Origin of the sequence: Streptomyces sp. 5-10 (assembly GCF_014712245.1) — a bacterium.
GTDB lineage: Bacteria > Actinomycetota > Actinomycetes > Streptomycetales > Streptomycetaceae > Streptomyces > Streptomyces violaceusniger.
Genome location: NZ_JACVYG010000044.1, coordinates 67,848 through 88,945 on the forward strand (window position 1 = coordinate 67,848; position 21,098 = coordinate 88,945).

Annotated in this window: 20 protein-coding genes; 13 read left to right on the forward strand and 7 right to left on the reverse strand. The window is 72.1% G+C overall.

The genetic code is table 11. The annotated features are described in order from the left end of the window. Positions 1-148 precede the first annotated feature (148 nt). Genes IEJ02_RS35785 through IEJ02_RS35805 form a run of 5 tightly spaced genes read left to right on the forward strand, consistent with a single transcriptional unit; the run spans position 149 to position 4,130 of the window. Positions 149-1,027 carry an STAS domain-containing protein gene (locus tag IEJ02_RS35785; RefSeq protein WP_191068613.1) on the forward strand — a complete coding sequence of 293 codons (879 nt, stop codon included), beginning with the start codon at positions 149-151 and terminating at the stop codon, positions 1,025-1,027. Then, positions 1,024-1,434, forward strand: a complete 411-nt coding sequence (locus IEJ02_RS35790) for an STAS domain-containing protein (protein WP_137979075.1) — start codon at positions 1,024-1,026, stop codon at positions 1,432-1,434. Before IEJ02_RS35785 ends, IEJ02_RS35790 begins: the two co-directional genes overlap by 4 nt. Beyond that, complete coding sequence (locus tag IEJ02_RS35795; protein ID WP_191068614.1) at positions 1,418-1,897, forward strand: ATP-binding protein; 480 nt, start codon at positions 1,418-1,420, stop codon at positions 1,895-1,897. The genes IEJ02_RS35790 and IEJ02_RS35795 overlap by 17 nt, the downstream gene beginning before the upstream one ends. Beyond that, on the forward strand, positions 1,894-2,913 hold the full coding sequence (locus tag IEJ02_RS35800) for a SpoIIE family protein phosphatase (RefSeq protein ID WP_317986009.1): 1,020 nt from the start codon (positions 1,894-1,896) through the stop codon (positions 2,911-2,913). The genes IEJ02_RS35795 and IEJ02_RS35800 overlap by 4 nt, the downstream gene beginning before the upstream one ends. Continuing rightward, the gene (locus IEJ02_RS35805) at positions 2,910-4,130 is read left to right on the forward strand and encodes a PP2C family protein-serine/threonine phosphatase (RefSeq protein WP_191068615.1); all 1,221 of its coding nucleotides are present in this window, start codon (positions 2,910-2,912) and stop codon (positions 4,128-4,130) included. Before IEJ02_RS35800 ends, IEJ02_RS35805 begins: the two co-directional genes overlap by 4 nt. On the opposite strand, the gene IEJ02_RS35810 is transcribed toward IEJ02_RS35805, so the two are convergent. After that, a complete protein-coding gene (locus IEJ02_RS35810; RefSeq protein ID WP_191068616.1) occupies positions 4,124-4,660 on the reverse strand; it encodes a hypothetical protein in 537 nt (178 codons plus the stop codon). The two genes, IEJ02_RS35805 and IEJ02_RS35810, sit on opposite strands and share 7 nt — an antisense overlap. Positions 4,661-4,759: 99 nt before the next feature. Continuing rightward, on the reverse strand, positions 4,760-6,859 hold the full coding sequence (locus IEJ02_RS35815) for a glycosyltransferase (protein ID WP_191068617.1): 2,100 nt from the start codon (positions 6,857-6,859) through the stop codon (positions 4,760-4,762). Positions 6,860-7,165: 306 nt separating this feature from the next. Here IEJ02_RS35815 and IEJ02_RS35820 point away from each other — a divergent pair, with 306 nt between their 5' ends. Continuing rightward, the gene (locus IEJ02_RS35820; protein WP_191068618.1) at positions 7,166-7,957 is read left to right on the forward strand and encodes a hypothetical protein; all 792 of its coding nucleotides are present in this window, start codon (positions 7,166-7,168) and stop codon (positions 7,955-7,957) included. Positions 7,958-8,253: 296 nt separating this feature from the next. Here the strand turns inward: IEJ02_RS35820 and IEJ02_RS35825 are convergent, their stop codons facing one another. Beyond that, positions 8,254-9,117 (reverse strand): hypothetical protein, encoded by an 864-nt coding sequence (locus IEJ02_RS35825; RefSeq protein ID WP_191068619.1) that lies wholly within the window; start codon positions 9,115-9,117, stop codon positions 8,254-8,256. 843 nt (positions 9,118-9,960) lie between these two features. Here IEJ02_RS35825 and rplM point away from each other — a divergent pair. The 3 genes from rplM (at position 9,961) to glmM (ending at position 12,448) form a co-directional block, all read left to right on the forward strand. After that, entirely contained in the window at positions 9,961-10,404 is a 444-nt protein-coding gene (gene rplM, locus IEJ02_RS35830) for a 50S ribosomal protein L13 (RefSeq protein ID WP_020869230.1), read from the forward strand. A 41-nt stretch (positions 10,405-10,445) separates the two neighbouring features. Beyond that, positions 10,446-10,949, forward strand: a complete 504-nt coding sequence (gene rpsI / locus IEJ02_RS35835) for a 30S ribosomal protein S9 (RefSeq protein WP_037952927.1) — start codon at positions 10,446-10,448, stop codon at positions 10,947-10,949. A 140-nt stretch (positions 10,950-11,089) separates the two neighbouring features. Next, positions 11,090-12,448: a phosphoglucosamine mutase gene (glmM, locus tag IEJ02_RS35840; RefSeq protein WP_191068620.1), complete on the forward strand. Its 1,359-nt coding sequence runs from the start codon at positions 11,090-11,092 to the stop codon at positions 12,446-12,448. Between the two features lie 427 nt (positions 12,449-12,875). Here the strand turns inward: glmM and IEJ02_RS35845 are convergent, their stop codons facing one another. From IEJ02_RS35845 to IEJ02_RS35855, 3 genes are all read right to left on the reverse strand, one after another. After that, positions 12,876-13,796, reverse strand: coding sequence for a DUF389 domain-containing protein (locus tag IEJ02_RS35845; protein ID WP_191068621.1), 921 nt, complete (start codon positions 13,794-13,796; stop codon positions 12,876-12,878). 14 nt (positions 13,797-13,810) lie between these two features. Beyond that, positions 13,811-14,788 (reverse strand): type I pantothenate kinase, encoded by a 978-nt coding sequence (gene coaA / locus IEJ02_RS35850; protein ID WP_191068633.1) that lies wholly within the window; start codon positions 14,786-14,788, stop codon positions 13,811-13,813. Positions 14,789-14,904: 116 nt separating this feature from the next. Continuing rightward, positions 14,905-15,768: an SCO4651 family lipoprotein gene (locus IEJ02_RS35855; protein WP_191068622.1), complete on the reverse strand. Its 864-nt coding sequence runs from the start codon at positions 15,766-15,768 to the stop codon at positions 14,905-14,907. A 131-nt stretch (positions 15,769-15,899) separates the two neighbouring features. Here IEJ02_RS35855 and glmS point away from each other — a divergent pair, with 131 nt between their 5' ends. Then, positions 15,900-17,747 carry a glutamine--fructose-6-phosphate transaminase (isomerizing) gene (gene glmS / locus IEJ02_RS35860; protein ID WP_037952936.1) on the forward strand — a complete coding sequence of 616 codons (1,848 nt, stop codon included), beginning with the start codon at positions 15,900-15,902 and terminating at the stop codon, positions 17,745-17,747. A 34-nt stretch (positions 17,748-17,781) separates the two neighbouring features. Beyond that, on the forward strand, positions 17,782-18,150 hold the full coding sequence (locus tag IEJ02_RS35865) for a holo-ACP synthase (RefSeq protein ID WP_137979083.1): 369 nt from the start codon (positions 17,782-17,784) through the stop codon (positions 18,148-18,150). Positions 18,151-18,496: 346 nt separating this feature from the next. On the opposite strand, the gene IEJ02_RS35870 is transcribed toward IEJ02_RS35865, so the two are convergent. After that, positions 18,497-18,805 carry a hypothetical protein gene (locus IEJ02_RS35870; RefSeq protein WP_191068623.1) on the reverse strand — a complete coding sequence of 103 codons (309 nt, stop codon included), beginning with the start codon at positions 18,803-18,805 and terminating at the stop codon, positions 18,497-18,499. Between the two features lie 256 nt (positions 18,806-19,061). Between IEJ02_RS35870 and IEJ02_RS35875 the strand changes: the two genes are divergently transcribed. Together IEJ02_RS35875 and IEJ02_RS35880 are read left to right on the forward strand one after the other, a co-directional pair. Further along, positions 19,062-20,327: an NsdA family TPR-like regulatory protein gene (locus IEJ02_RS35875; protein WP_191068624.1), complete on the forward strand. Its 1,266-nt coding sequence runs from the start codon at positions 19,062-19,064 to the stop codon at positions 20,325-20,327. Continuing rightward, a complete protein-coding gene (locus tag IEJ02_RS35880; RefSeq protein ID WP_223865018.1) occupies positions 20,324-20,884 on the forward strand; it encodes a GNAT family N-acetyltransferase in 561 nt (186 codons plus the stop codon). Before IEJ02_RS35875 ends, IEJ02_RS35880 begins: the two co-directional genes overlap by 4 nt. Positions 20,885-21,098 lie beyond the last annotated feature (214 nt).

Below are 21,098 nucleotides of genomic sequence, written 5' to 3' on the forward strand. Positions count from 1 at the left end.
GGGTACTCGCCACGCGCATCGTGTGGGAACGGCGGGTCGACAACAGGTCACGGCAGGGCGGCGATCGGCATGATGCGGCTTCCGGGTCCCCCGGAAGATCGATAAAATTTGCCAACCGAGAACGGTCGCCGACCGCGAAGGGATCCGCGTGAGTACCAGCGAGGCCGCTGTGCGAGAGCGCCTGACCAGGGCGCTTCACGAACGCGGCGAGGAGATCGCCGATCGCTGGGTCGAGCTGCAGATGGAGCAGGCCCTGCTCGACACCGACATCGGCGAGGCCGAACTCCGCGAGGAGGCCGACGCGTTGATCGAGGCGCTGGTCCCAGGCCTGCGGAGCGGTGTGCCGGTGGACCGTGTGGTGACCTCCACGCCGGGGCTGCACGAGGCCGTGGTCGGGCTGTCGCTGCGCCGGGCCCGGGCCGGGGCCACGCCGACGGCGACCTCGCTCGCGGTGCTCGCGCTCAAGGAGGCGCTGCTGAAGGCGGTGCAGCGGGACACCCGGGACGCCGAGGAGCTGTTCGCCTCGGCCGTCTTCATGAACCGGCTGCTCGATGTGGCCGGGGCGCTGTCCTTCGAGACCTATGTGGAGGGCCGCGAGGAGATCATCCGCCGGCAGAGCCAGCAACTGATGGAGCAGTCGACGCCGGTGGTGCGGCTGTGGCGGCAGGTGCTGGCCGTGCCGCTGATCGGCACGCTGGACACCGCCCGGACCCAGGTGGTCATGGAGAACCTGCTCCAGGCCATCCAGGACCACGAGGCGCTGGTCGCGATCGTCGACATCACGGGTGTGCCCACGGTGGACACCGCCGTCGCCCAGCACCTGATGCAGACCGTCAACGCGGTGCGGTTGATGGGCGCGGACTGTGTGATCAGCGGGGTGCGCCCCTCGATCGCCCAGACCATCGCCCAGCTCGGCATCGATCTGTCCACCATCCTCACGCGGGCGACGCTGGCCGACGCGCTGGCCGCCGCGATCAAGCTGATCGACGGGCCCGGGCCCGACGGTGACGAAGGAGACGGCCGGTGACCGGTCAGCCCCAGCCCGGCGTTCCGATTCTGCGACTGGGAGACGTCCTGGTCACCGGCCTGCTCAATGAGCTCGACGACCGGACTGCCATCGCCTTCACCGAGGAGCTGACCGAGCGGATCTCGGCCGAGGGCGCCCGTGGGGTGCTCATCGACATCTCCCGGCTGGAGGTCATCGACTCCTTCGTGGCCCGGACGCTGATGGAGCTGACCACGGTGGCCCGGCTGCTGGGGGCGCGGGTGATCGTGGCCGGGATGCGACCGCCGGTGGCGATCACCCTGGTCGAGCTGGGGATCGAACTCGTCGGTGTGGAGACCGCCCTCAACCCGGAGCAGGGCATGGCGGCGCTGGGGTGGCGTCAGGCCCCGCAGCCCCTGGAAGGGGCCCGACGTGGCACCTCCCGGTGAGTACACCCTCGCCTCCCGCGGGGCCAAGAGGCCCGCGCGAGCGGAGAACCGACGCCCGCCCGCGCCGGCCACGTATCCGGTGCGCACGGAGGAGGACCTGCTGACGGTCCGCCACGCGGTGCGCGCGGCCACCGTCGAGGTGGGCTTCGGCCTGGTGGACCAGACCCGTGTGGTCACGGCCGCCAGCGAGCTCGCCCGTAACGCCTATGTCCACGGGCGCGGCGGCACGGTGACGCTCGAGTATCCGCGCGAGCCCGGGGGACGGCGGGGGCTGCGGCTGGTCGTCAAGGACGAGGGGCCGGGGATCGCGGACCTCGAAGCGGCGCTCACCGACGGCTTCACCACCGGCGGGGGCCTGGGCCACGGGCTGGGTGGCGCCCGTCGGCTGATGGACGAGTTCACGGTGCGCACCGGCCCGGGGGAGGGCACCGTGGTGGTCGTCACCCGCTGGACGCCCCGGTGATCCATACGTTCGCGGCGCCCACCGTCGAGGTGCGCGTCGACCACCGCAGCGCCGCGCACCTGGCCGCGGAGACGGCGCGTGAGGTGGCCCGGGCGTGCGAGCTGCCGGGGGCGCTGCCCGATCAGGCGGCGGTGATCGCCTCGGAGCTGGCGACCAACCTGGACAAGCACGCCGGCGACGGCACGCTCTACGTCCAGCCGCTGCCGCTGGGCCACGGGGTGGAGATCCTGGCCGCCGACCGCGGCCCGGGCATGCGCGACCCCGAGCGCTGTCTGGCGGACGGCTACACCACCTCCGGAACGCTGGGGGCCGGGCTCGGTGCCGTCAAGCGGATGGCGACCCACTTCATCCTGCGCAGCGCCGGTGGCGCCCACGCCGGCACCTGGGCCTGCGCCCGCCTCACCGCGCCGGACGAGCGGCGGCCGGAGTGGCAGGGGGTGGGCGCGGTCTGTCTGCCCGCCGAGGGGGAGGAGGGCTGTGGTGACGCCCGCGCGATCGTCGACACGGACTCCGCCCGCACCGCGGTCGTCCTGGACGGGCTGGGCCACGGCCGGCCCGCCGCCGAGGCGGCCCAGGCGGCGCTGCGGACCTTCCACGCCGACCCCGACCGGCCGCTGCCGGAGGTGCTCACCCGGATGAACCGGGCCCTGCGGCACACCCGCGGGGCCGCCGTGGGCGTGCTGCGGCTGTACCCCGAGCGCGCCGACTACTGCGGCATCGGCAACATCCGCGCCCTCGCCCTGACCCATGAAAAGGTCCGGCACCGGCTGACCGGGCAGCCCGGTATCGTCGGCTGGGGAATGCCCACCCCCCGCGTCCACGACTTCCCGCTGCCCCAGGGCGGTACGGCGGTACTGCACAGTGACGGTATCGACGCCCGCTGGTCGCTCGACACGCCCCCGTCCGTGCTCCGCCTCCCGCCACCCCTGCTGTCCGCCGCGCTCGCCCATGGCCATCGCCGCGTCCGCGACGACGCCACGGTGCTCGCGGCCAGGTCCCCCTTAAGGCTTCCATGACGACGAGGAACCTCACCTGCGCCACGACGGCGGGGCTCAGCCGGGCCGTTCGGGCGCTGGCCCGGGAGCACGGCCTGGACCCCGCGGTCCGGGCGCGCCTTGTGCTGTCCGTCGCCGAGGCCGCCGGGGCGGCGCTGCGCGCCGGGCGGGAGACGGGCCTTGAGTGGCGTTACGACCCGGACGAGGGGCTGCTCACGGTGGGCTTGCGGACCCCGGGCGACACGGGCCCGGTGCCGGCGGATCTCCCGATGGCCCCCGACGCGGTGACCGAGGGCGAGGTGGTCTGGCGCCTCCCGGCGTCACCCCCATCGGACGCCGCGGACGAGGCGTCCGGCGAGGCGCCCGACGAGGCCGCCCTCGCCGCGGAGGAGCTGCGCGCGGTCGTGGCCGCCGCCGACGCGCTCACCTCCGAGCACCGCCGCCTCAACGATGAACTCGCCGAGACCAACAGCGGGGTGCTCGCGCTCTACGTCCAGCTCGACGAGCGGGACAAGCAGTTGCGCACCGCGCACGGCCAGACCCTGCGGGAGCTGGAGGACGCGCTGCGCCCGCCGCCCATCAAGGCCGACGGTCTCGAACTCGCCGTGCACTACGCGCCGGCCGGCACCGACGCGCCGACCGGAGGGGATCTGTACGACTGGTTCGTGCTGCCCGACGGCACCGTCCACATCACCATCGTGGACGCCCTGGGCCATGGGGTGACCAGTACGCGCAGCGCGCTCAACGTCACCCACGCGGTGCGCACCCTGGCCCTGGAGGGCCACCGGCTCGAGTCGATCGTGGCCCGCACCGATGAGATCCTGCGCCCCTTCGACCGGTCCGTGATGGCCACCGTGCAGCTGGCCCGGATCGATGCGGCCACCGGTGAGCTGTGGCTGGCCAATGGGAGCCATCCGCCGGCGCTGCTGCTGCGCCGCGACGGGTCGGCCCGGTATCTGGAGGCCCGGGGGCGCGGAATCGGCTTTCCGCTGCCCGGCAGTGAGACCCCGCTGACCGAGCGGCTGGCCCCCGGGGACCTCCTCCTGCTCTACACCGACGGGCTCACCGAGAGCCGCCGGGACCCGATCGAGGGCGAGAAGCGCCTGATCGAGGCCGCGCACAAGCATCTGCAGAGCCCGATAGAGGAGGTTCCCGGCGCCATCGCGGAGGACATGCACACGGTGATCCTGCATCCGGATGACACCCTCGCGCTGGCGGTGCGGCTCACCGGTCAATGATCGGCGGCCGGGCCGAGGCGCTGCCGCGGGACGCGACTCCGGTCGAGGTCCCGCCGACGGGGAGCCGGAGGCGGGAGCGGGCGCTCGTCGTGCGGTTGGGCGCGGACCAGCTGCTCGAACAGGGGACGCGCCGCGACCAGCGCTTCCCGCATCCGCTCGGTGGCCGCCTCGGCGGCCTCGTTGTCGTTCACCCGCGCCGCCATGGCGTGCAGCCGGCGGTAGCCGTCGATCTCCTCGGGGTGACGGACGGACAGCGCGTCCATCCGCTTCTCGTCGGACTCGGCCGGATAGCCGCGGTCGACGGCCAACGCGCCCAGCAGCCGGTCGGCTTCGCGCAGCGCCCATCCGGGGGAGTCCACGAACCGCTCTTGCAGGCCCGCCCACCGCGCCGCGTACTGCTCCCGGCTTTCCGAGGGCAGGCTTCGGACCGGCAGGTCGCCCCTGCGGCCCTGCCGCACCGAGGGGGCGATCACCAGGCCGGCCATGGCGGCCAGCGCCGCCAGCAGGATGATGAGCGTGACTGTTGACATCGCTGTGCCTTCCGCAGAGATTTCCCTCGCTCGAGGCTGATATCACCGAGTGTTACCGGTGGTCTCGGCGGCAAACACGGCACCTGGGGACCGAGTGCCTCAATTCCCCGTGGTGACGGAGAGGATGGCGAGGTCACCGGTGCGGGTGAGGTGGGGGCGGACACCGTGGGTGACTGGGAAGAGGTCCGTTTTGTCGCGGTCCACGATGTCGCCGACGATGCGTCCGATCCGGATCGGGGTCCCGCCCCCGGCGGACTTGTGGAGCGTCAGGGTCCAGCCGGCGGCGCCCCCTTCGCCGTCACGGGCCTGAAGGATCCGCTCGTACGGGACGGTGAAGCGGAACCGGCCGCCGTCGAGGGCCGTGACCCCGGTGAGGAACGGGCGGGCCGGGCCCTTGGACGGGGTGGCCACCGCGGTCGGGGTGGCGTCGGGCCCGAAGCGCGCCCCGTGCAGGGTGCCTTCGACGGCGAGCCCCTCGGCGTCCAGGCGGATCACCCGGGCCTCGGCGTGGGCCGGGCGCCGCCAGGCGCGCAGCGCGAGATAGCCGTCGACGGTGGGGTAGGGGATCCACCAGGTGAACGGGGAGCCGGGCAGCGGCTCCAGGCCCAGCAGCCCGCGCCCCTCGGCGAAGCGGCAGCCGACCCGGCGGCGGACGCCGTCGGAGCGCCGGACCACGTGCAGATCCCAGCGGCCCTCGGCGAGGTCGAGCGTCGCTCGGTCGAGCGTGGCCGTCCAGGGCGCGGACGGCGCGCCGCCGACCGGGGGCAGCAGCGGTACGCGGAAGGGGGGCTCGTCGCTCTTGCGCCGGGTGACGGTCAGTTCGAGCTCGCCCCCGTGCAGGCCGTCGGGCTCCAGCAGCACCGACAGATTGCCCTCGGCGGTGACCCGGCAGGACGCGACGGGCCGCAGGGGCTTGCGGATCAGCTGCTTGACCGCGCCCTTGAGCGTGTCGGTCAGCGGCGCCCCGGCCGACCGGCCCCGCAACGGCGCGGCCGTACGGCGCCGGTGGGCCGGGGCCGCGGTGGAGCGGGCGGTGTGGAGCTCCTCGATGAGCCGTTCGTAGGCGACCGCCACGCGCTCGGGTGCGTACCGCCGCGCCGCGACCCGGGCCGCCTCGCCCATCGAGCGGCGCAGTGCGTCGTCCTCGATCAGGGTCAGCAGCCCCTTGGCGATCCCGTCCGCGTCGCCCACCGGCACCAGCAGTCCGTCTCGGCCATCGGTGATGATCTCGCCAGGACCGTGCGGGCAGTCGGTGGCGACCACGGGCACCCCGCAGTGCATCGCCTCGACGATCGTCATGCCGAACGACTCCTCGCGGGAGGTGACGGCGGCGATCGCGCCCTTGGCCCACTCGGTCTCGATGGGGGAGTGGGCGCCCATCAGGGTGATCTGACCGGCCAGCCCGAGCTCGTCGATCTGGCGGCGCAGCGCGGGGAGTTGGGGGCCGCGGCCGTAGATGCGCAACCGCCAGTCGGGGTGTTTGGCGGCGACCGTCGCCCAAGCGGCCACCAGCAGGTCGTAGCGCTTGACGGGGATCAGCCGGCCCGCGGCCACGACGAGTTTGGCGCGGCCGTCGGAGGGCTCGATCCCGGTGGCGGGCACCCCGTTGGGCAGGGCGGTCAGCCGGGTGGTGACACCGGGGAGGTGGGCCCGGTGGGTGGCCGCGTCGGCCTCGGAGACCGAGGTGTACGCGTCGAGGTGGGGGATGGCGGCGTCGACGGCGGCGCGGATCTCGGCGCGGTGGGTGCCGTAGAGGCGGTGCTCCTGGCCGATCCGCAGAAAGCGGCCGGAGCGGCCGAGCGCGGCGAGATAGATCACCAGGCCGGGGCGGGTGGCGATGACGACATCGGCGTCGGTGCGGTCGAGGTACTCGGCGACGCGCTCGTCGGTGAGCGCGTTGAAGTTGGTGGTGCCCCTGGCCTCGGCGGCGGGGATGTGGGCGCTGGGCCGGGTCAGCAGCGGATGGCCGAGGTCGGCGGCGCCGCGTCCGGGGTGGGGCACGTCTTCGTGGGGGCGCAGGTCGATCAGGGGCCTGAGCCGCACGGCGGGATGGAGGGGGAGGTTCGGGGCGTCGATGGTGCGGATCAGGGAGACGATCTCCACGGTGTGGTGGGCGGCGAGCGCCCCGGCCACATTGAAGGTCGACCGGATGGTTCCGCCGATGCCATAGGCGTTGTGGAGCAGGAAAGAAATCTTCACGGTGATGTACGCGCGGCGCGCCTGCTCTGCCGCTGCGTGCCCTCCCCTCCGAGGCCGTGCTGCGTTCTGGTCCCGAACCAGGCTGCATTGCGCCGATATGGGGGCGGTGTGATGCCGGTATGGAACCAGTAAGGACCGATCGGTCGGTAAGACTGGCCAGAGCCGGAAAAGTTGCTTATGCGCATGGTGATATGGGATCCACCACATTCGGGAAAGGGAGTACAACCCTCCCGGTGTTCTGGGAGTCTGCGGGGTGTCCGTGCGGTGGCCGTGCGGGACCGATACCGACCAGGGGTGGATAGAGAAATGAACGAGTCCGGTGTGAAGCGGACCGTGGGTGCGGCCATCGCGGTGGTGGCGGCGCTGGGGCTGATGACCGGATGCGGCAGCGACTCCGGCGACGGCAAGGCGGACGGCGCCAAGCAGGCGAGCGGCGCCCAGCAGTCCGGCGGCGCCCAGGGGTCCGGCAAGGCCGCGAGCTCCGACCCGGCCGCGAAGCCGCTGTCCGCGTCCGCCCTGGAGCGGGCCGCCCTGACCAACGGCGAGGTCAAGGGGCTCGAGGTGCAGAAGATGACGGACAAGGAGGTCAGCGAGGGCGGCTCGGCCAAGACCGGAAAGGCCGCGTGCCAGCCGATGGCCGCGCTGATGGGGACCCGGTACGACCCCGCGCCCAAGGCCAGCGTCCACCGCGCCTACGCCACCGACCTCACCAAGGCGAAGGTCGGCGGCACCGGCCTGATCCGGATCTCCTCCTACGGACCGGGCGACGCCGAGCGCACGGTGAAGGACCTGCGCGAGGCCGTCACCGCCTGCCAGGGCGGCTTCCCGGCCGAGGACGGCTCGGGCGAGAAGGCGGACGTGAAGAAGGTGACACCGCTGGACGCGCCGAAGGCCGGGGACGAGGCGGTGTCCTTCAGCCTGCATGACGCGGGCAAGGAGAAGGCCGTCATCAAGTTCACGGTCGTGCGGACCGGGCCGCAGGTGACGGTGTTCTTCGGGGTGAACATCGCGGACCCGTCGAAGTCCGAGATCCCGGCCGCGCTGGTGGACGCCCAGGTGGCGAAGGTGGAGAAGGCCACGAAGGGCGCCGCGTCGTAGCACCCCCGCCGACGGCCCGGGGCGGCGGCCGGGCTACGGGGTGTCCGGCCCGGCCAGGGGGTGTCCGGCGGGTCTTTCCCCTTCCCTCCCGTGGACCCGTGACCCGGGGCGGAGCCCCCACGCGGCGGAGCCGCACATCGACGCTTCCCCCTCCCCTTCCCGCAGGCAGGCGGCTCCGCCGCGTGGCAGCGGCTTCGCCCCTGGATCCCGGGGTCTGGGGCTTCAGCCCCAGTTGTGGGAAGGGGCGGGGAGGGGAGCAGCCCGCCGCAGCGTACGCGTACCGCCAGGCACCCCAGCTAGTCCGTGGCGGCGGCCGAGGCCGCCTCCGCCGAGGCCTGGGCGTTGCCCCGGGCCAGGATCCGGCGGAAGGTGTAGTCGGCGACATCGCGCCCGGCCTGGAGGGTGGCGGTGTCCGACGACGTGACCGCCTTGCCCGACGTATAGCCGGAGATCGTGAAGTAGGCGTACCGCCCGATCGCGTTCGCCGAGCTCTGGCAGGCCGTCCGGCGGCAGAAGACCGGCACGCCCCCGCCCGAGAGCGAGGCGATGTTGGGCTGGTACCGGTCCTTGGCCTTCTCGGCAGCCGCCTTGCCGTCGAAGACGGCGACGCCGACCGTCACCGCGACGCCGTCCCGGGTGAAGGTGGCCCGCAGCAACTTGCGGCAGCCGTTGTTCACCAGGACCGAGCCGAGCGCCCCCTGGGTCGCGGCCGCGCAGCTGGTGGTGGAGGCGGACGCCGCCTTGGCGTACGAGCGGTCGTCCTTCGCGGCGCGCTTGTCGGGGAAGAGGCTCGCCGCGCTCAGCGGCGCCTTGTCCCGCCGGGCGCTGGAGATGATGTCCAGCGGCTTCGGCGGCGCGGGCGGGGCGACATTGGAGAAGGTGGGCTCGGGCGTCGCCGACTCGCTGGGCAGGTCCTGCGGGGTGGGCAGCCCACCGGCCGAATCGCCGCCGCCGCTGTCCTTGTGACCGCTGCTGACCACGGCGGTGGCGACGATCGCGGCGACGGCGGCCGTCGCCAGGGCACCGCCCCCGATGAAGAGCAGCTTGCGGCGGCGGTTGCGCGCGGCGGACTGATCGGCGAGCGCCGCCCAGTCCGGCGTCGACGGCTGAGGCGCCTGAGAACCCCCGGGCCCGTAAGGCCCCCCTTGCCCAAAGCTCATGGCGCGCATTTTAGACCGGCCGAGTGACAGGATGGACCCGCCGGCGGGTCCCTCTTCCGCCCCCACCCACCCGGCCGCTACCCCTGCCCGCCGTGGGCCGCGGACGGCCCCACGGCGAAGCCCTCCCGGCCGGCGGCCGGCGCCCCTGGCCTGAATCGCGGGCGCGGCCGGGCGCGCGGCAGCGCGGGTGCCTTTCGACCCGGCGCCGGGGGCCGCCCCCACGCCTCCCGCCCCTTCCCGCCCTCGCGCACGAGGCCGCGATCGGCACGGTAAGCCCCCGGCGCCCCTGCGGGCAGGCACCTTCGGCCGTGAGGCGCGCGGGCTCGACCGGGGCCCGGTCGAATCGCGGCGCGCGGGTGGGAGGTACTGACGCCACGATCGGCGCGGGAGACCCCAATGCCCCCGCGGGCAGGCGCCTCCGTCGGTGTCCGGGCCCCGCGTGAGGGGGGCCGGACTCGGCGCCCCCATCGCGGGCCGCGGCCGGACCCCCGGCGAAGTCGGCCCGGCGGCGGTCGGGGCCGGGGAGGTGCCCGGGCTCGGCCGGGGCGTCGGCCCCGGATGGCGGGTCGCGGGCGGGGGTGAGGCGGCGTGGAGGCGTTTTGACCCGGGTGGGGGCGGGCCGGTATTCTGCCAGTTCGTTATGCGTATTGGCTTGCTCGTTCTCACGTGAGAGGCCGTTACGCCGGTCCACCGGGCCGATGACCAGCGGCAAGCACTCGGCATGCGTCACCGAGGTGCGGCCACGGCTGTCGTGATCGTCCGGGTGGCCTTGTCCGGACCTGTCCTCCCGGCCCTCGCGGGCTCGGGGAGACCCCACTCACTGAAGAAGCGAAGGCTACGACCGTGCGTACGTACAGCCCCAAGCCCGGCGACGTTCAGCGTCAGTGGCATGTCATCGACGCCACTGATGTGGTTCTGGGCCGTCTGGCCACTCAGGCCGCCACCCTTTTGCGGGGCAAGCACAAGCCGGTGTACGCGCCGCATGTCGACGCTGGTGACTTCGTCATCATCATCAACGCCGACAAGGTGCACCTCTCCGGCAACAAGCGGACCCAGAAGATGGCGTACCGCCACTCCGGCTACCCGGGTGGTCTGCGCTCCATCCGCTATGACGAGCTGCTGGAGAAGAACCCGGAGAAGGCCGTCGAGAAGGCCATCAAGGGCATGCTCCCCAAGAACACCCTCGGCCGTCAGATGCTCTCGAAGCTGAAGGTGTACTCGGGCGACCAGCACCCGCACGCCGCTCAGCAGCCGGTTCCGTTCGAGATCACCCAGGTCGCGCAGTAGTCCCGGCCACCCCTTACGACGAAGAGAATCTGAGGAGCATCGTGGCCGAGACCACCGCCGAGACCCCCCTCGATGTCGAGGAGTACACCACCGAGAGCGTCGAGACGGTCGAGTCGGAGTACACCTCCGAGTCGCTCGCTTCCCGCTTCGGTGACCCGCAGCCTGCCGCCGGCACCGGCCGCCGCAAGAACGCCGTGGCGCGTGTCCGCATCGTGCCGGGCAGTGGGCAGTGGAAGATCAACGGGCGTACTCTCGAAGAGTACTTCCCCAACAAGGTTCACCAGCAGGAAGTCAACGAGCCCTTCAAGGTGCTCGAGCTGGACGACCGCTACGACGTCATCGCCCGCATCTCGGGCGGCGGCGTCTCCGGCCAGGCCGGGGCGCTGCGTCTGGGCATCGCCCGGGCGCTGAACGAGGCGGACGTGGACAACAACCGCGGCCCCCTGAAGAAGGCCGGCTTCCTGACCCGTGACGACCGCGCCACCGAGCGTAAGAAGGCTGGTCTGAAGAAGGCCCGCAAGGCGCCGCAGTACAGCAAGCGCTGACGCCCATCGCGGCACCGCTGCTTCACCCGAACGCCCCGGCGGCACCACCTGTGCCTCCGGGGCGTTCGGCTATCGCCACCGGGGGGCGTATACCTACAAGCAAACTTCAGCCCCCCAGCTCGTAACTTCGGAGGACACCAGTGGGACGACTCTTCGGTACGGATGGTGTGCGCGGCGTCGCGAACGCCGACCTGACGGCTGAGATGGCGCTCGGCCTGTCGGTAGCGGCGGCGCATGTGCTCGCCGAAGCGGGAACCTTCGAGGGCCATCGGCCGGTGGCGGTGGTCGGACGGGATCCGCGAGCGTCCGGGGAGTTCCTGGAAGCGGCCGTGGTGGCGGGGCTGGCCAGCGCCGGGGTGGACGTGCTGCGGGTCGGCGTGCTGCCCACGCCCGCCGTCGCGCATCTGACCGGGGCGCTGGACGCGGACCTCGGGGTGATGCTCTCCGCGAGCCACAACCCGATGCCCGACAACGGCATCAAGTTCTTCGCCCGCGGCGGCCACAAGCTGGCCGACGAGCTGGAGGACCGCATCGAGACCACCTACCGCGCCCACGCCTCCGGTGAGCCGTGGGACCGGCCGACGGGCGCCGGGGTGGGCCGGGTCCGGGACTACGCCGAGGGCTTCGACGCCTATGTGGCCCATCTGGTCGGCGTCCTCCCCAACCGGCTCGACGGCCTCAAGGTCGTCATCGACGGGGCGCACGGCGCGGCCGCCCGGGTCTCCCCGGAGGCGTTCGCGCGGGCCGGGGCCGAGGTCGTGACGATCGGCACCGACCCGGACGGGCTCAACATCAATGACGGCTACGGCTCCACTCACCTCGCCCGCCTCCAGGCGGCCGTCGTGGAGTACCGGGCCGACCTCGGCATCGCCCACGACGGGGACGCCGACCGCTGTCTCGCGGTGGACGCCACGGGCCGCGAGGTCGACGGCGACCAGATCCTCGCCGTCCTGGCCCTGGCCATGCGCGAGGCGGGCGAGCTGCGCGGGGACGCGGTGGTCGGCACCGTGATGTCCAACCTCGGCTTCAAGCTGGCCATGCGGCGCGAGGGCGTCGAGCTGGTCCAGACGGCGGTCGGGGACCGCTATGTGCTGGAGGAGATGAAGGCCCGCGGCTACGCCCTGGGCGGCGAGCAGTCCGGGCACGTGATCGTCCTCGACCATGCCACGACGGGTGACGGCACGCTCACCGGTCTGCTGCTGGCGGCCCGCGTCGCCGCGACCGGCCGCGCCCTGGCCGACCTCGCGGGCGTCATGGAGCGGCTGCCGCAGGTGCTGGTCAACGTCCCCGACGTGGACAAGTCCCGGGTCACCTCCAGCGCGGATGTGGCCGCGGCCGTCGCCGAGGCCGAGCGCGAGCTGGGCGAGACCGGCCGGGTGCTGCTCCGCCCCTCGGGCACGGAGCCGCTGGTACGGGTCATGGTCGAGGCCGCCGACATCGAGCAGGCCCGCTCGGTCGCCGGCCGCCTGGCGGACGCCGTGAAGTCGGCTTTGGGCTAAGCCCTCCGCGGGCAGCGGCGCGAGGTGCGGTCGTTCCTCCGCGGCGGCGTCGTGGCTGGTCGCGCCCACGCGGCGGAGCCGCACAACGACACAGCCCCGCGCCCCCGCGCCCCCGCGCCCCTTCGGGGCGCAACCGAACCGCACCGGACTTCTCGCGCCGGAGGGGCTGGAAAATCCAGCCCCTCCAGGGGGCACCTCCCAGCGGTAGCTGGGGGAGTTTGAGGAGCGGGGCCCAGGGGCGGAGCCCCAGCGGGGGCTCGGCGGGGGCTCGGCGGGGGTCCGGGGGGCCCAGGGGCGGAGCCCCTGCGGGGGTCCGGCGGGGGCCCAGGGGGGTCCGGGGGCGGAGCCCCCGAAACGGGGTCTGGGGCGGAGCCCCGGCGGGGCCGGGGCCGGGCCCCGGTTTCGGGAAGGGGCGGGGTGGGGGAACCTACCCCTGCCGCGCCCACAACGCCTTCTGCGCCATCAGCGTCAACGTCCCCGCCACCACGATCCCCACCAAATTCAGCAGCAGCTGCTCCGTCGAGCCCCACATCTGGTCGATCTCCCCATACCCGAGCGCCACCGCCGCGTTGGCCGCCGCCGGGACCGTGGTCACCGAGATCGCCACGCCCACCAGCGCGCCGGACTTCGCCGAGGTCAGCGAGAGCGTGCCCGCGATCCCCGCGAGCACGGCGACCACGAACGAGAACATGTCCGGCTTCCAGATGAAGTCCGTGTTCGGCCGGGCGCGCTCGAGCATGTCCTTGCCGAAGAGGCCCACCGCGTCCATCGCGATGCTGAAGCCGGTGGTCAGCGCCATCGCCGCCGCGAATCCGACCAGCAGCGCGATCGCCGAGCGGGCGGCCAGCCGCGGCGCGCGCCGCACCAGCGCGGTGCACAGCCCCGCCAGCGGCCCGAACTCCGGGCCGACCGCCATCGCACCGACGATCAGGATCGCGTTGTCCAGCACCACACCGCATGCCGCGATCATCGTCGCGAGGACGAGGAAGGCGAGATAGGTGACCGAGAGCGTGGACTCCTCATGGGTGGCGTCCGCCAGGTGCTCCCACAGGACCGCGTCCGCGCCCTCGCCGGGCGCCTCCTCCTCCGCCCTGTCGGCGCGCCGGGACAGCGACAGGTCGATGTTCTCCACCGCGATCGAACCGGCCTCGTCAAGACCCAGCTCACGCAGCTCGCCCAGCAGGGCGTCCCCGGCCTCGCGCGCCACGTCGCACATGACGACGTCCCCCGCGGGGTCGCGGGCGGCGCCCGGCAGCACCACCAGATGGGTGGTGCCGACCGTCTTCTCGATCGTGCCCACCACGTCCTCGGTGCGGTCGGCGGGGACGATCAACCGCAAGTGCAGCATTTACCCGACGCTCCTCACAGCTTGCGCAGGGACAGCCGCTGCACTTTGTGGTCCGGCCCCTTGCGCAGCACCAGCGTGGCCCGCCCCCGGGTGGGCTGCACGTTCTGCTGCAGATTGGGCTTGTTGATGGTCCGCCAGATCATCCGCCCGTAGTCCAGCGCCTCCTCCTCGGAGACCTGGGTGTACTTGCGGAAGTACGAGGACGGGTCCTGGAAGGCCGTCTCCCGCAGCTTCTTGAAGCGGCCCAGGTACCAGCGCTCGATGTCCTCGGTCCGGGCGTCCACGTAGACGCTGAAGTCGAAGAAGTCCGCGAGCCCCACCCGGGTCAGCCCGTCCTTCCCCGGCAGCGCGGGCTGCAGCACATTGAGCCCCTCGACGATCAGGACGTCGGGGCGGTGCACGGTCAGCCGCTCGTCCGGCACGATGTCGTAGATCAGATGGGAGTAGACCGGCGCCGACACCTCCGCCCGGCCCGCCTTCACATCGGCGACGAAGCGGGTCAGCGCCCTGCGGTCGTAGCTCTCCGGGAACCCCTTGCGGGACATCAGCCCGCGCCGCCGCAGCTCGGCGTTGGGGTACAGAAAGCCGTCGGTGGTGATCAGCTCCACTCGCGGATGCTCGGGCCAGCGGGCCAGCAGCGCCTGGAGCAGCCGCGCGGTGGTCGACTTGCCGACCGCGACGCTCCCCGCCACGCCGATCACGAACGGCGTACCGGGCTGGGCCCCGTTGCCCCGCTTGGTGTCGCCCAGGAAGGTGTTGAGTGCGCCGCGCAGATTGCCGGTGGCGGCCACGTAGAGGTTGAGCAGCCGGGACAGCGGCAGATAGACATCCCGCACCTCATCGAGGTCGATGACATCGCCGAGCCCCCGCAGCTTCTCGACCTCCTCGGCGGTCAGCGGCAGCGGCGTCTTGTCCCGCAGCGCGCTCCACTCGGCGCGGGACAGGTCCACATACGGAGTCGCCTCGCCGCCCCGCCGCTGCGGGCCGCGCACGGTGCGCGCATCGCGCGCGGTTGACGTGATCACCCTCTCATTGTCATGGCAGGGACCGGCCGAGTGAGCGGTGCCCGGGCGTGGGGTCGGTCACCCCGGGCCGGGGCCGGGGGCCGTCACCCGGGGAGCACGCCCGATACGGAGTCGGTCGGGGTGGTCCTGGACGCGTCCGGGACCCGCACCTTCACGGGCCTGCCGAAGTCGGTCAGGTTCATGGTGGCGGTGACGTCCGTCGTGTTCAGCCTGGCCGACAGTTCGACCCGGGCCGGCCGTCCCTTCTCGTCCACCCAGACCAGCGCGGACGAGGGCAGCCCGCCGCCCATCGCCTTCCGGACCGTGTCGACCTGTTTGCGGCGCTCGTCCGCCAGGCCGAGGGTGAGTGTCCGGTAGTCGAGCGTGCCGCCGTAGAGGTGCACCGGACGGCCGTCGATCGTGGTCGTGCCCCGGTCCGAGACGTCGCGGATGGCGGACGCCTGGCGCAGGACGTGTTCGGGGTCGTTCAGCGGGGCTCGCAGCAGGGAGTGGGCCCTGGCCTTGTCGCGGTCGATGACCGCCCAGTGGCCCTTGGGATCGGTCCGGGTGAGGTAGACCTTGCCCCCGCTGAAGACCTCGTCCATGTGGTCGACCGCGCCGCCCGGGAAGTCGACCGACAGCTTGCCCTTGCCGGTGGCCAGGTCGAACGGGCCCGCTAAGGAAAGGGTGAATTCCTCGCCCCGGCCGCGGGTCACGACGGTCTCGTCGATACGGGCGCTGGTGGCGCGGGCCTTCGCCACCGCGGCGCGGACGATGTCGACGGGTCTGCCGTCCGCGCCCTTCGTGGCGGACGCCTTCGCTCCGGCCCTTCCGCCCGGCTTCTCGGTGCCGCGACCCTTCTCGCTCGAACCCGATTCGCCAGAATCCGATGCGCTCGAACCCGATTCGCTCGAACCCGATGAACAGCCGGTGCCGAGCGCGAGAAGCAGCACGGCGGCTAAGGACATGGTGATACGGCGCACGATCCCCCCAGGAAAGTGAAAGGCGGCCCCCCGGCCGCTCGTGCGCATTATGCACGGCACGGCGACGCGCGGGGGTGTGCCAGGTCTGCGGGGCGGCGGGCCGTACGCTGCAGTGCATGTGCGGAATCGTTGGTTACGTGGGAGGGCAATCGGCCCTCGATGTCGTCCTCGCCGGGCTCAAGCGGCTGGAGTACCGCGGCTATGACTCGGCGGGCGTCGCCGTGCTGGCCGATGGCGGGCTCGCGGCGGCCAAGAAGGCGGGCAAGCTGGGCAACCTGGAGAAGGAGCTGGCCGACCGCCCGCTGCCCACCGGGGGCACCGGCATCGGCCACACCCGGTGGGCCACCCACGGCGGCCCGACCGACGCCAACGCCCATCCGCACCTGGACAACGCGGGCCGGGTCTCCGTCGTCCACAACGGCATCATCGAGAACTTCGCCGCGCTCCGCGCCGAGCTGGCCGAGCGCGGCCACGAGCTGGCCTCCGAGACTGACACCGAGGTCGTGGCCCATCTGCTCGCCGAGTCGTTCTCGTCCTGCGGCGACCTCGCCGAGGCGATGCGCCAGGTGTGCCGTCGGCTGGAGGGGGCCTTCACGCTGGTCGCGGTGCACGCGGACGCGCCCGATGTGGTGGTCGGGGCGCGCCGCAACTCGCCGCTGGTCGTCGGCGTCGGCGAGGAGGAGGCGTTCCTCGCCTCCGATGTGGCCGCCTTCATCGCCCACACCCGCGAGGCCATCGAGCTGGGCCAGGACCAGGTGGTGGAGGCCCGCCGGGACGGTGTGACCGTCACCGACTTCGAGGGGGCGCCGGCCGAGGTCCGGCCGTACCACGTGGACTGGGACGCCTCCGCCGCCGAGAAGGGCGGCTACGACTACTTCATGCTCAAGGAGATCGCCGAGCAGCCGAAGGCCGTCGCGGACACCCTGCTCGGCCGGATCGACCTGGCCGGGAACCTCTGCCTGGACGAGGTGCGCATCCCGGCCTCGGTGCTGCGCGAGGTCAGCAAGGTCGTGATCGTGGCGTGCGGCACCGCGTACCACGCCGGCATGATCGCCAAGTACGCCATCGAGCACTGGACCCGGATCCCCTGCGAGACCGAGCTGGCCAGCGAGTTCCGCTACCGCGACCCGATCCTGGACCAGCGGACGCTGGTGATCGCCATCTCGCAGTCCGGCGAGACCATGGACACCCTGATGGCGCTGCGGCACGCCCGTGAGCAGGGCGCGAAGGTGCTGGCCATCTGCAATACGAACGGCTCCACGATCCCGCGTGAGTCGGACGCGGTGCTCTACACCCACGCCGGTCCCGAGGTGGCCGTCGCCTCCACCAAGGCGTTCCTCACCCAGCTGGTGGCCTGCTACCTGGTGGCGCTGTACCTGGGCCAGGTGCGCGGCACCAAGTGGGGCGACGAGATCCTCTCCGTGATCCGCGAGCTGTCGGAGATCGCCACCCAGGTGGAAGAGGTCCTGGAGACCATGGAGCCGGTCCGGGAGCTGGCCCGCACCCTGGCCGACAAGAACACCGTGCTGTTTTTGGGGCGGCACGTGGGCTATCCGGTCGCCCTGGAGGGCGCGCTCAAGCTCAAGGAGCTCGCGTACATGCACGCCGAGGGCTTCGCGGCGGGCGAGCTCAAGCACGGGCCGATCGCGCTGATCGAGCAGGACGTGCCGGTGGTCGTGGTCGTGCCGTCGCCGCGCGGGCGGTCGGTGCTGCACGACAAGATCGTCTCCAACATCCAGGAGATCCGGGCCCGGGGCGCCCGCACCATCGTGATCGCCGAGCGCGGCGACGAGACGGTGGCCCCGTACGCCGACCACCTCATCGAGATCCCCGCCACGCCCACCCTGCTCCAGCCCTTGGTCGCCACCGTGCCGCTCCAGGTCTTCGCGTGCGAGCTGGCGACGGCGCGCGGCAACGAGGTCGACCAGCCGAGGAACCTGGCGAAGTCGGTGACGGTCGAGTGACGAGTGGGCCCGGTCGGATTCGTCGAGTGACGACGTGATCATCGGCGTAGGCATCGACGTGGCCGAGATCGACCGCTTCGACGACGCGCTGCGGCGCACCCCCGGCATGGCGGACCGCCTGTTCGTCGAGCGCGAGCTGTGGCTGCCGAGCGGGGAGCGCCGCGGCATGGCCTCCTTGGCCGCCCGCTTCGCGGCCAAGGAGGCCCTGGCCAAGTCCCTGGGCGCCCCCGGCGGCCTGCGCTGGACGGACGCCGAAATCCTCACCGAGCCGAGCGGCCGCCCCCGCCTCTCGATCCGCGGCACGGTCGCGGTGTGCGCGGAACGGCTGGGGGTGCGGGGCCTGCACGTCTCCCTGAGCCATGACGCGGGGGTCGCGTCGGCGGTGGTGATCGCGGAGGGGTGAGAGCGGGTGCGGGTGCGGGTGCGGGGCGGGTGCGGGGCGGGTGCGGGTGCGGGGGCTCCGCCCCCACGCCCCCGCCGGGGCTCCGCCCCGGACCCGCGCGGTCGCTCCGGTGACGGGTGTGGTGCGGGTGCGTGGTGGTTGCTGTGGTGCGCCCGTTGTTCGTGGTAGGTGCCGGGGGCGGGGCCTCCGGGGCGGCGCCCTGGACCGCACATTTACGGCGCCGATGAACGATGATCGTTGGGTTGGCCGGAGATTGGCGCCACAAATATGCGTGAGCGTCCAGGACACCACCCCTCCGACCCCACCCCCTCCCGCCTCGTTCGCGGCCATCCGCCGGTGGCCCCGGTCACGGTTCGCCGTCGTCCTCGTCGTGGACATGGAGTCGTCTGCCTCTGCTCTCGGCCACCCGCAGCACATCGTGCAGTGCCTCACAGAGCCGGTTCGCGAGGAAACGGAGCTCTCTCGCATCTGCTTTGCGGTCGCCCAGCAGGGCTCGCGCGTGGCCCAGGAGCTCCGTCCCCATGGACAGCTGGAGTGCTTCGATCTGGTCCGCTCGTCGGTTCAGGGGACTGTCGTCGCTGTCCGATGCCAGATAGCACGGCCTGCCCTCCGGATCGGACCAGGGCAATAAGCGAAGGCCGGTCACCGTGTTCATCCGGCGGCCTCCCGGGGAGGGGCGAGAATCGCTCTCACCCATTTGGGGGTATGAGTCATAAAGTGGTTCATGTTCATCGGCTCCTGTCAGCTGGTGGACCACGCCCCCGGACGTCCCACAACGTCGCGGGGGTCTTGAGTAAGTGCACCGCTTCGGCGGGAGCCATGGGCCATGCGCGAGCGGACGTTTCCACCTATGCCGGATGAACGAAGTCGCTAGGGTGAATGGGCGATTCGCGTGTGGTGGGGGAGGCAGAATGCCTGGGGAGCTGGCATCGCTGCGTTGCGCGGCGGGATACACACAGGTGACATTCGTTGCCGCCTTTGCCCGCGAGGCGGCCAGGCTCGGCATCGACGCCTCGGTGAGTGTCCGCCAACTCCGGCGGTGGGAGAGCGAGTCGCCTCCGCCGTTACCGCATCCGAGCCAACAGGCTGTGTTGGAGGCGATGTTCGGCCTTCCGCTTGCCGAGATGGGATTCGATGTCCCGTCGCATCGCTATTCGACGGTCGAGAGGATCGGCGACGATGGAGAGGTGAAGCGTCGAGCGTTCGTCACGGGGTCGGGTGCGATCGCGGCGGCGGCGGTCCTCCCGCACCAGCAAGGGCCGCGTGTCGGTGCCGGTGAGGTGGCGGCGTTCCGTGCGCGGCTGGCCGACCTCTATACGGTTGATCACCAGTCGGGTGGCATTCCCGCGAAGGCGCGTGCCGAGCAGTTGGAGCGGGAGATCACGCATGTGCTGAGCAGCAGCATCTACACGAGCCGAGTAGGCCGCGACTTACAGGCTGCGCTTTCCGAGCTGCACAGCAATCAAGCGTGGTACGGCTACGACAGCGGGCCGATTGAACAGGCACGCGCTGACGCCATGGAAGCCTTGACCGCCGCTCAACTCATCGGCGACGGTCTTTTGCAGCTTTCGGCGTTGGAGACGCTGGTCCTGATCGCTATCAAAGCGGACCGGCTGTGGGAGGCCGCATCAGCGGTCGAGACGGCTTATGGCTTGGCCAACAGGAGCGGGGCCGGGCCGACAGTGCATCTCGTGATCGCTCTGCGCGAAGCCAACGTGGCCACGCAGGCCAGGGATACCGCCGCTGCCAGGCGAGCACTCAGCCGCGCCCTTTCGTACCAGAGCCGCGCCGACACGGACACCGATGTACCGCACTGGGCTCGGTTCGCCGGCCCGATCGAGATCGACTACGCCACAGCGGATATGTATGTGGTGGCCGGTGAACCGCGACGCGCCGTGCCGTTTCTGCGGGCCGCCGTCGATGGTCTGGCCCGGGGCTATGCCCGCAACACGGCCTGGTATCGGTCGAAGCTCGCCTGCACGCTTCTCGACGCGGGCGATGTCGAGGAGGCATGCGCCGAGATGGGCAGTGTGCTCGATGTCTATGACGAGATCGGTTCCGATCGCCTGACGCACCGGATGCGCGCTTTCGGCAAGACCGCCATCGCTCTGAACACCGCGGTGACCCGTGACATGTCCGCCCGTATCCGCGAGGTCGCACGAGGAGGCTATGCATGACCGGGACGATCGTCATCGAGCGCATGGACGGCGCGGCCGCCGCGCGAGCCGAGTCGGAGTTCAGGTTTGTCTACGCCGAGGTTTTCGGGGAGGAGCCGTACGAGGAGACCCCGGAGTCGGTCGGCGCGAACTTCCGGCGGTTCCGTTCTCAGGTCCGTAAGAAGACCTTCTCCGCCGCCCTCGCCCGCACGGGCGACGGTGAGCCGGTCGGCATTGCCTATGGCTATCCGCTGAGCCCGAGCACCGGCTGGTGGGACCGGCTCACCACGCCCGTGGACGACGAACTGCGTCGTGAGGACGGACATCGGACGTTCGGGCTGATGGAGCTCGCCGTACGGGCCCCGTGGCGCCGTCTGGGGGTGGCACGCCGGATGCATGAAGCGGTGCTCACCGGCACCACGGCGGAGCGCGTCCTGCTCAACGCACGGCCGGACGTCGCTGCCGCGCAGGCCGCGTACCGGTCGTGGGGGTACCGCAAGGTGGGGGAGGCCCACCCGTGGGACGGAGCGGTGCTGCATGACGTGATGGTGCTCGACCTACGCGGATCGGGCGGATAGCCGCGAGACGGAGCGGATCCCCAGCGCCCTCCGCTCAGGGGCGTCACCGGGCGACCGGGAACCTGGCCAGGGGCTGGGCCACCGGCGGGTAGCCGCGGGGCGGCGGGAGGGGGTGGGGTCGGAGGGGTGGTGTCCTGGACGCTCACGCATATTTGTGGCGCCAATCTCCGGCCCACCCAACGATCATCGTCCGTCGGCGCCGTAAATGTGCGGT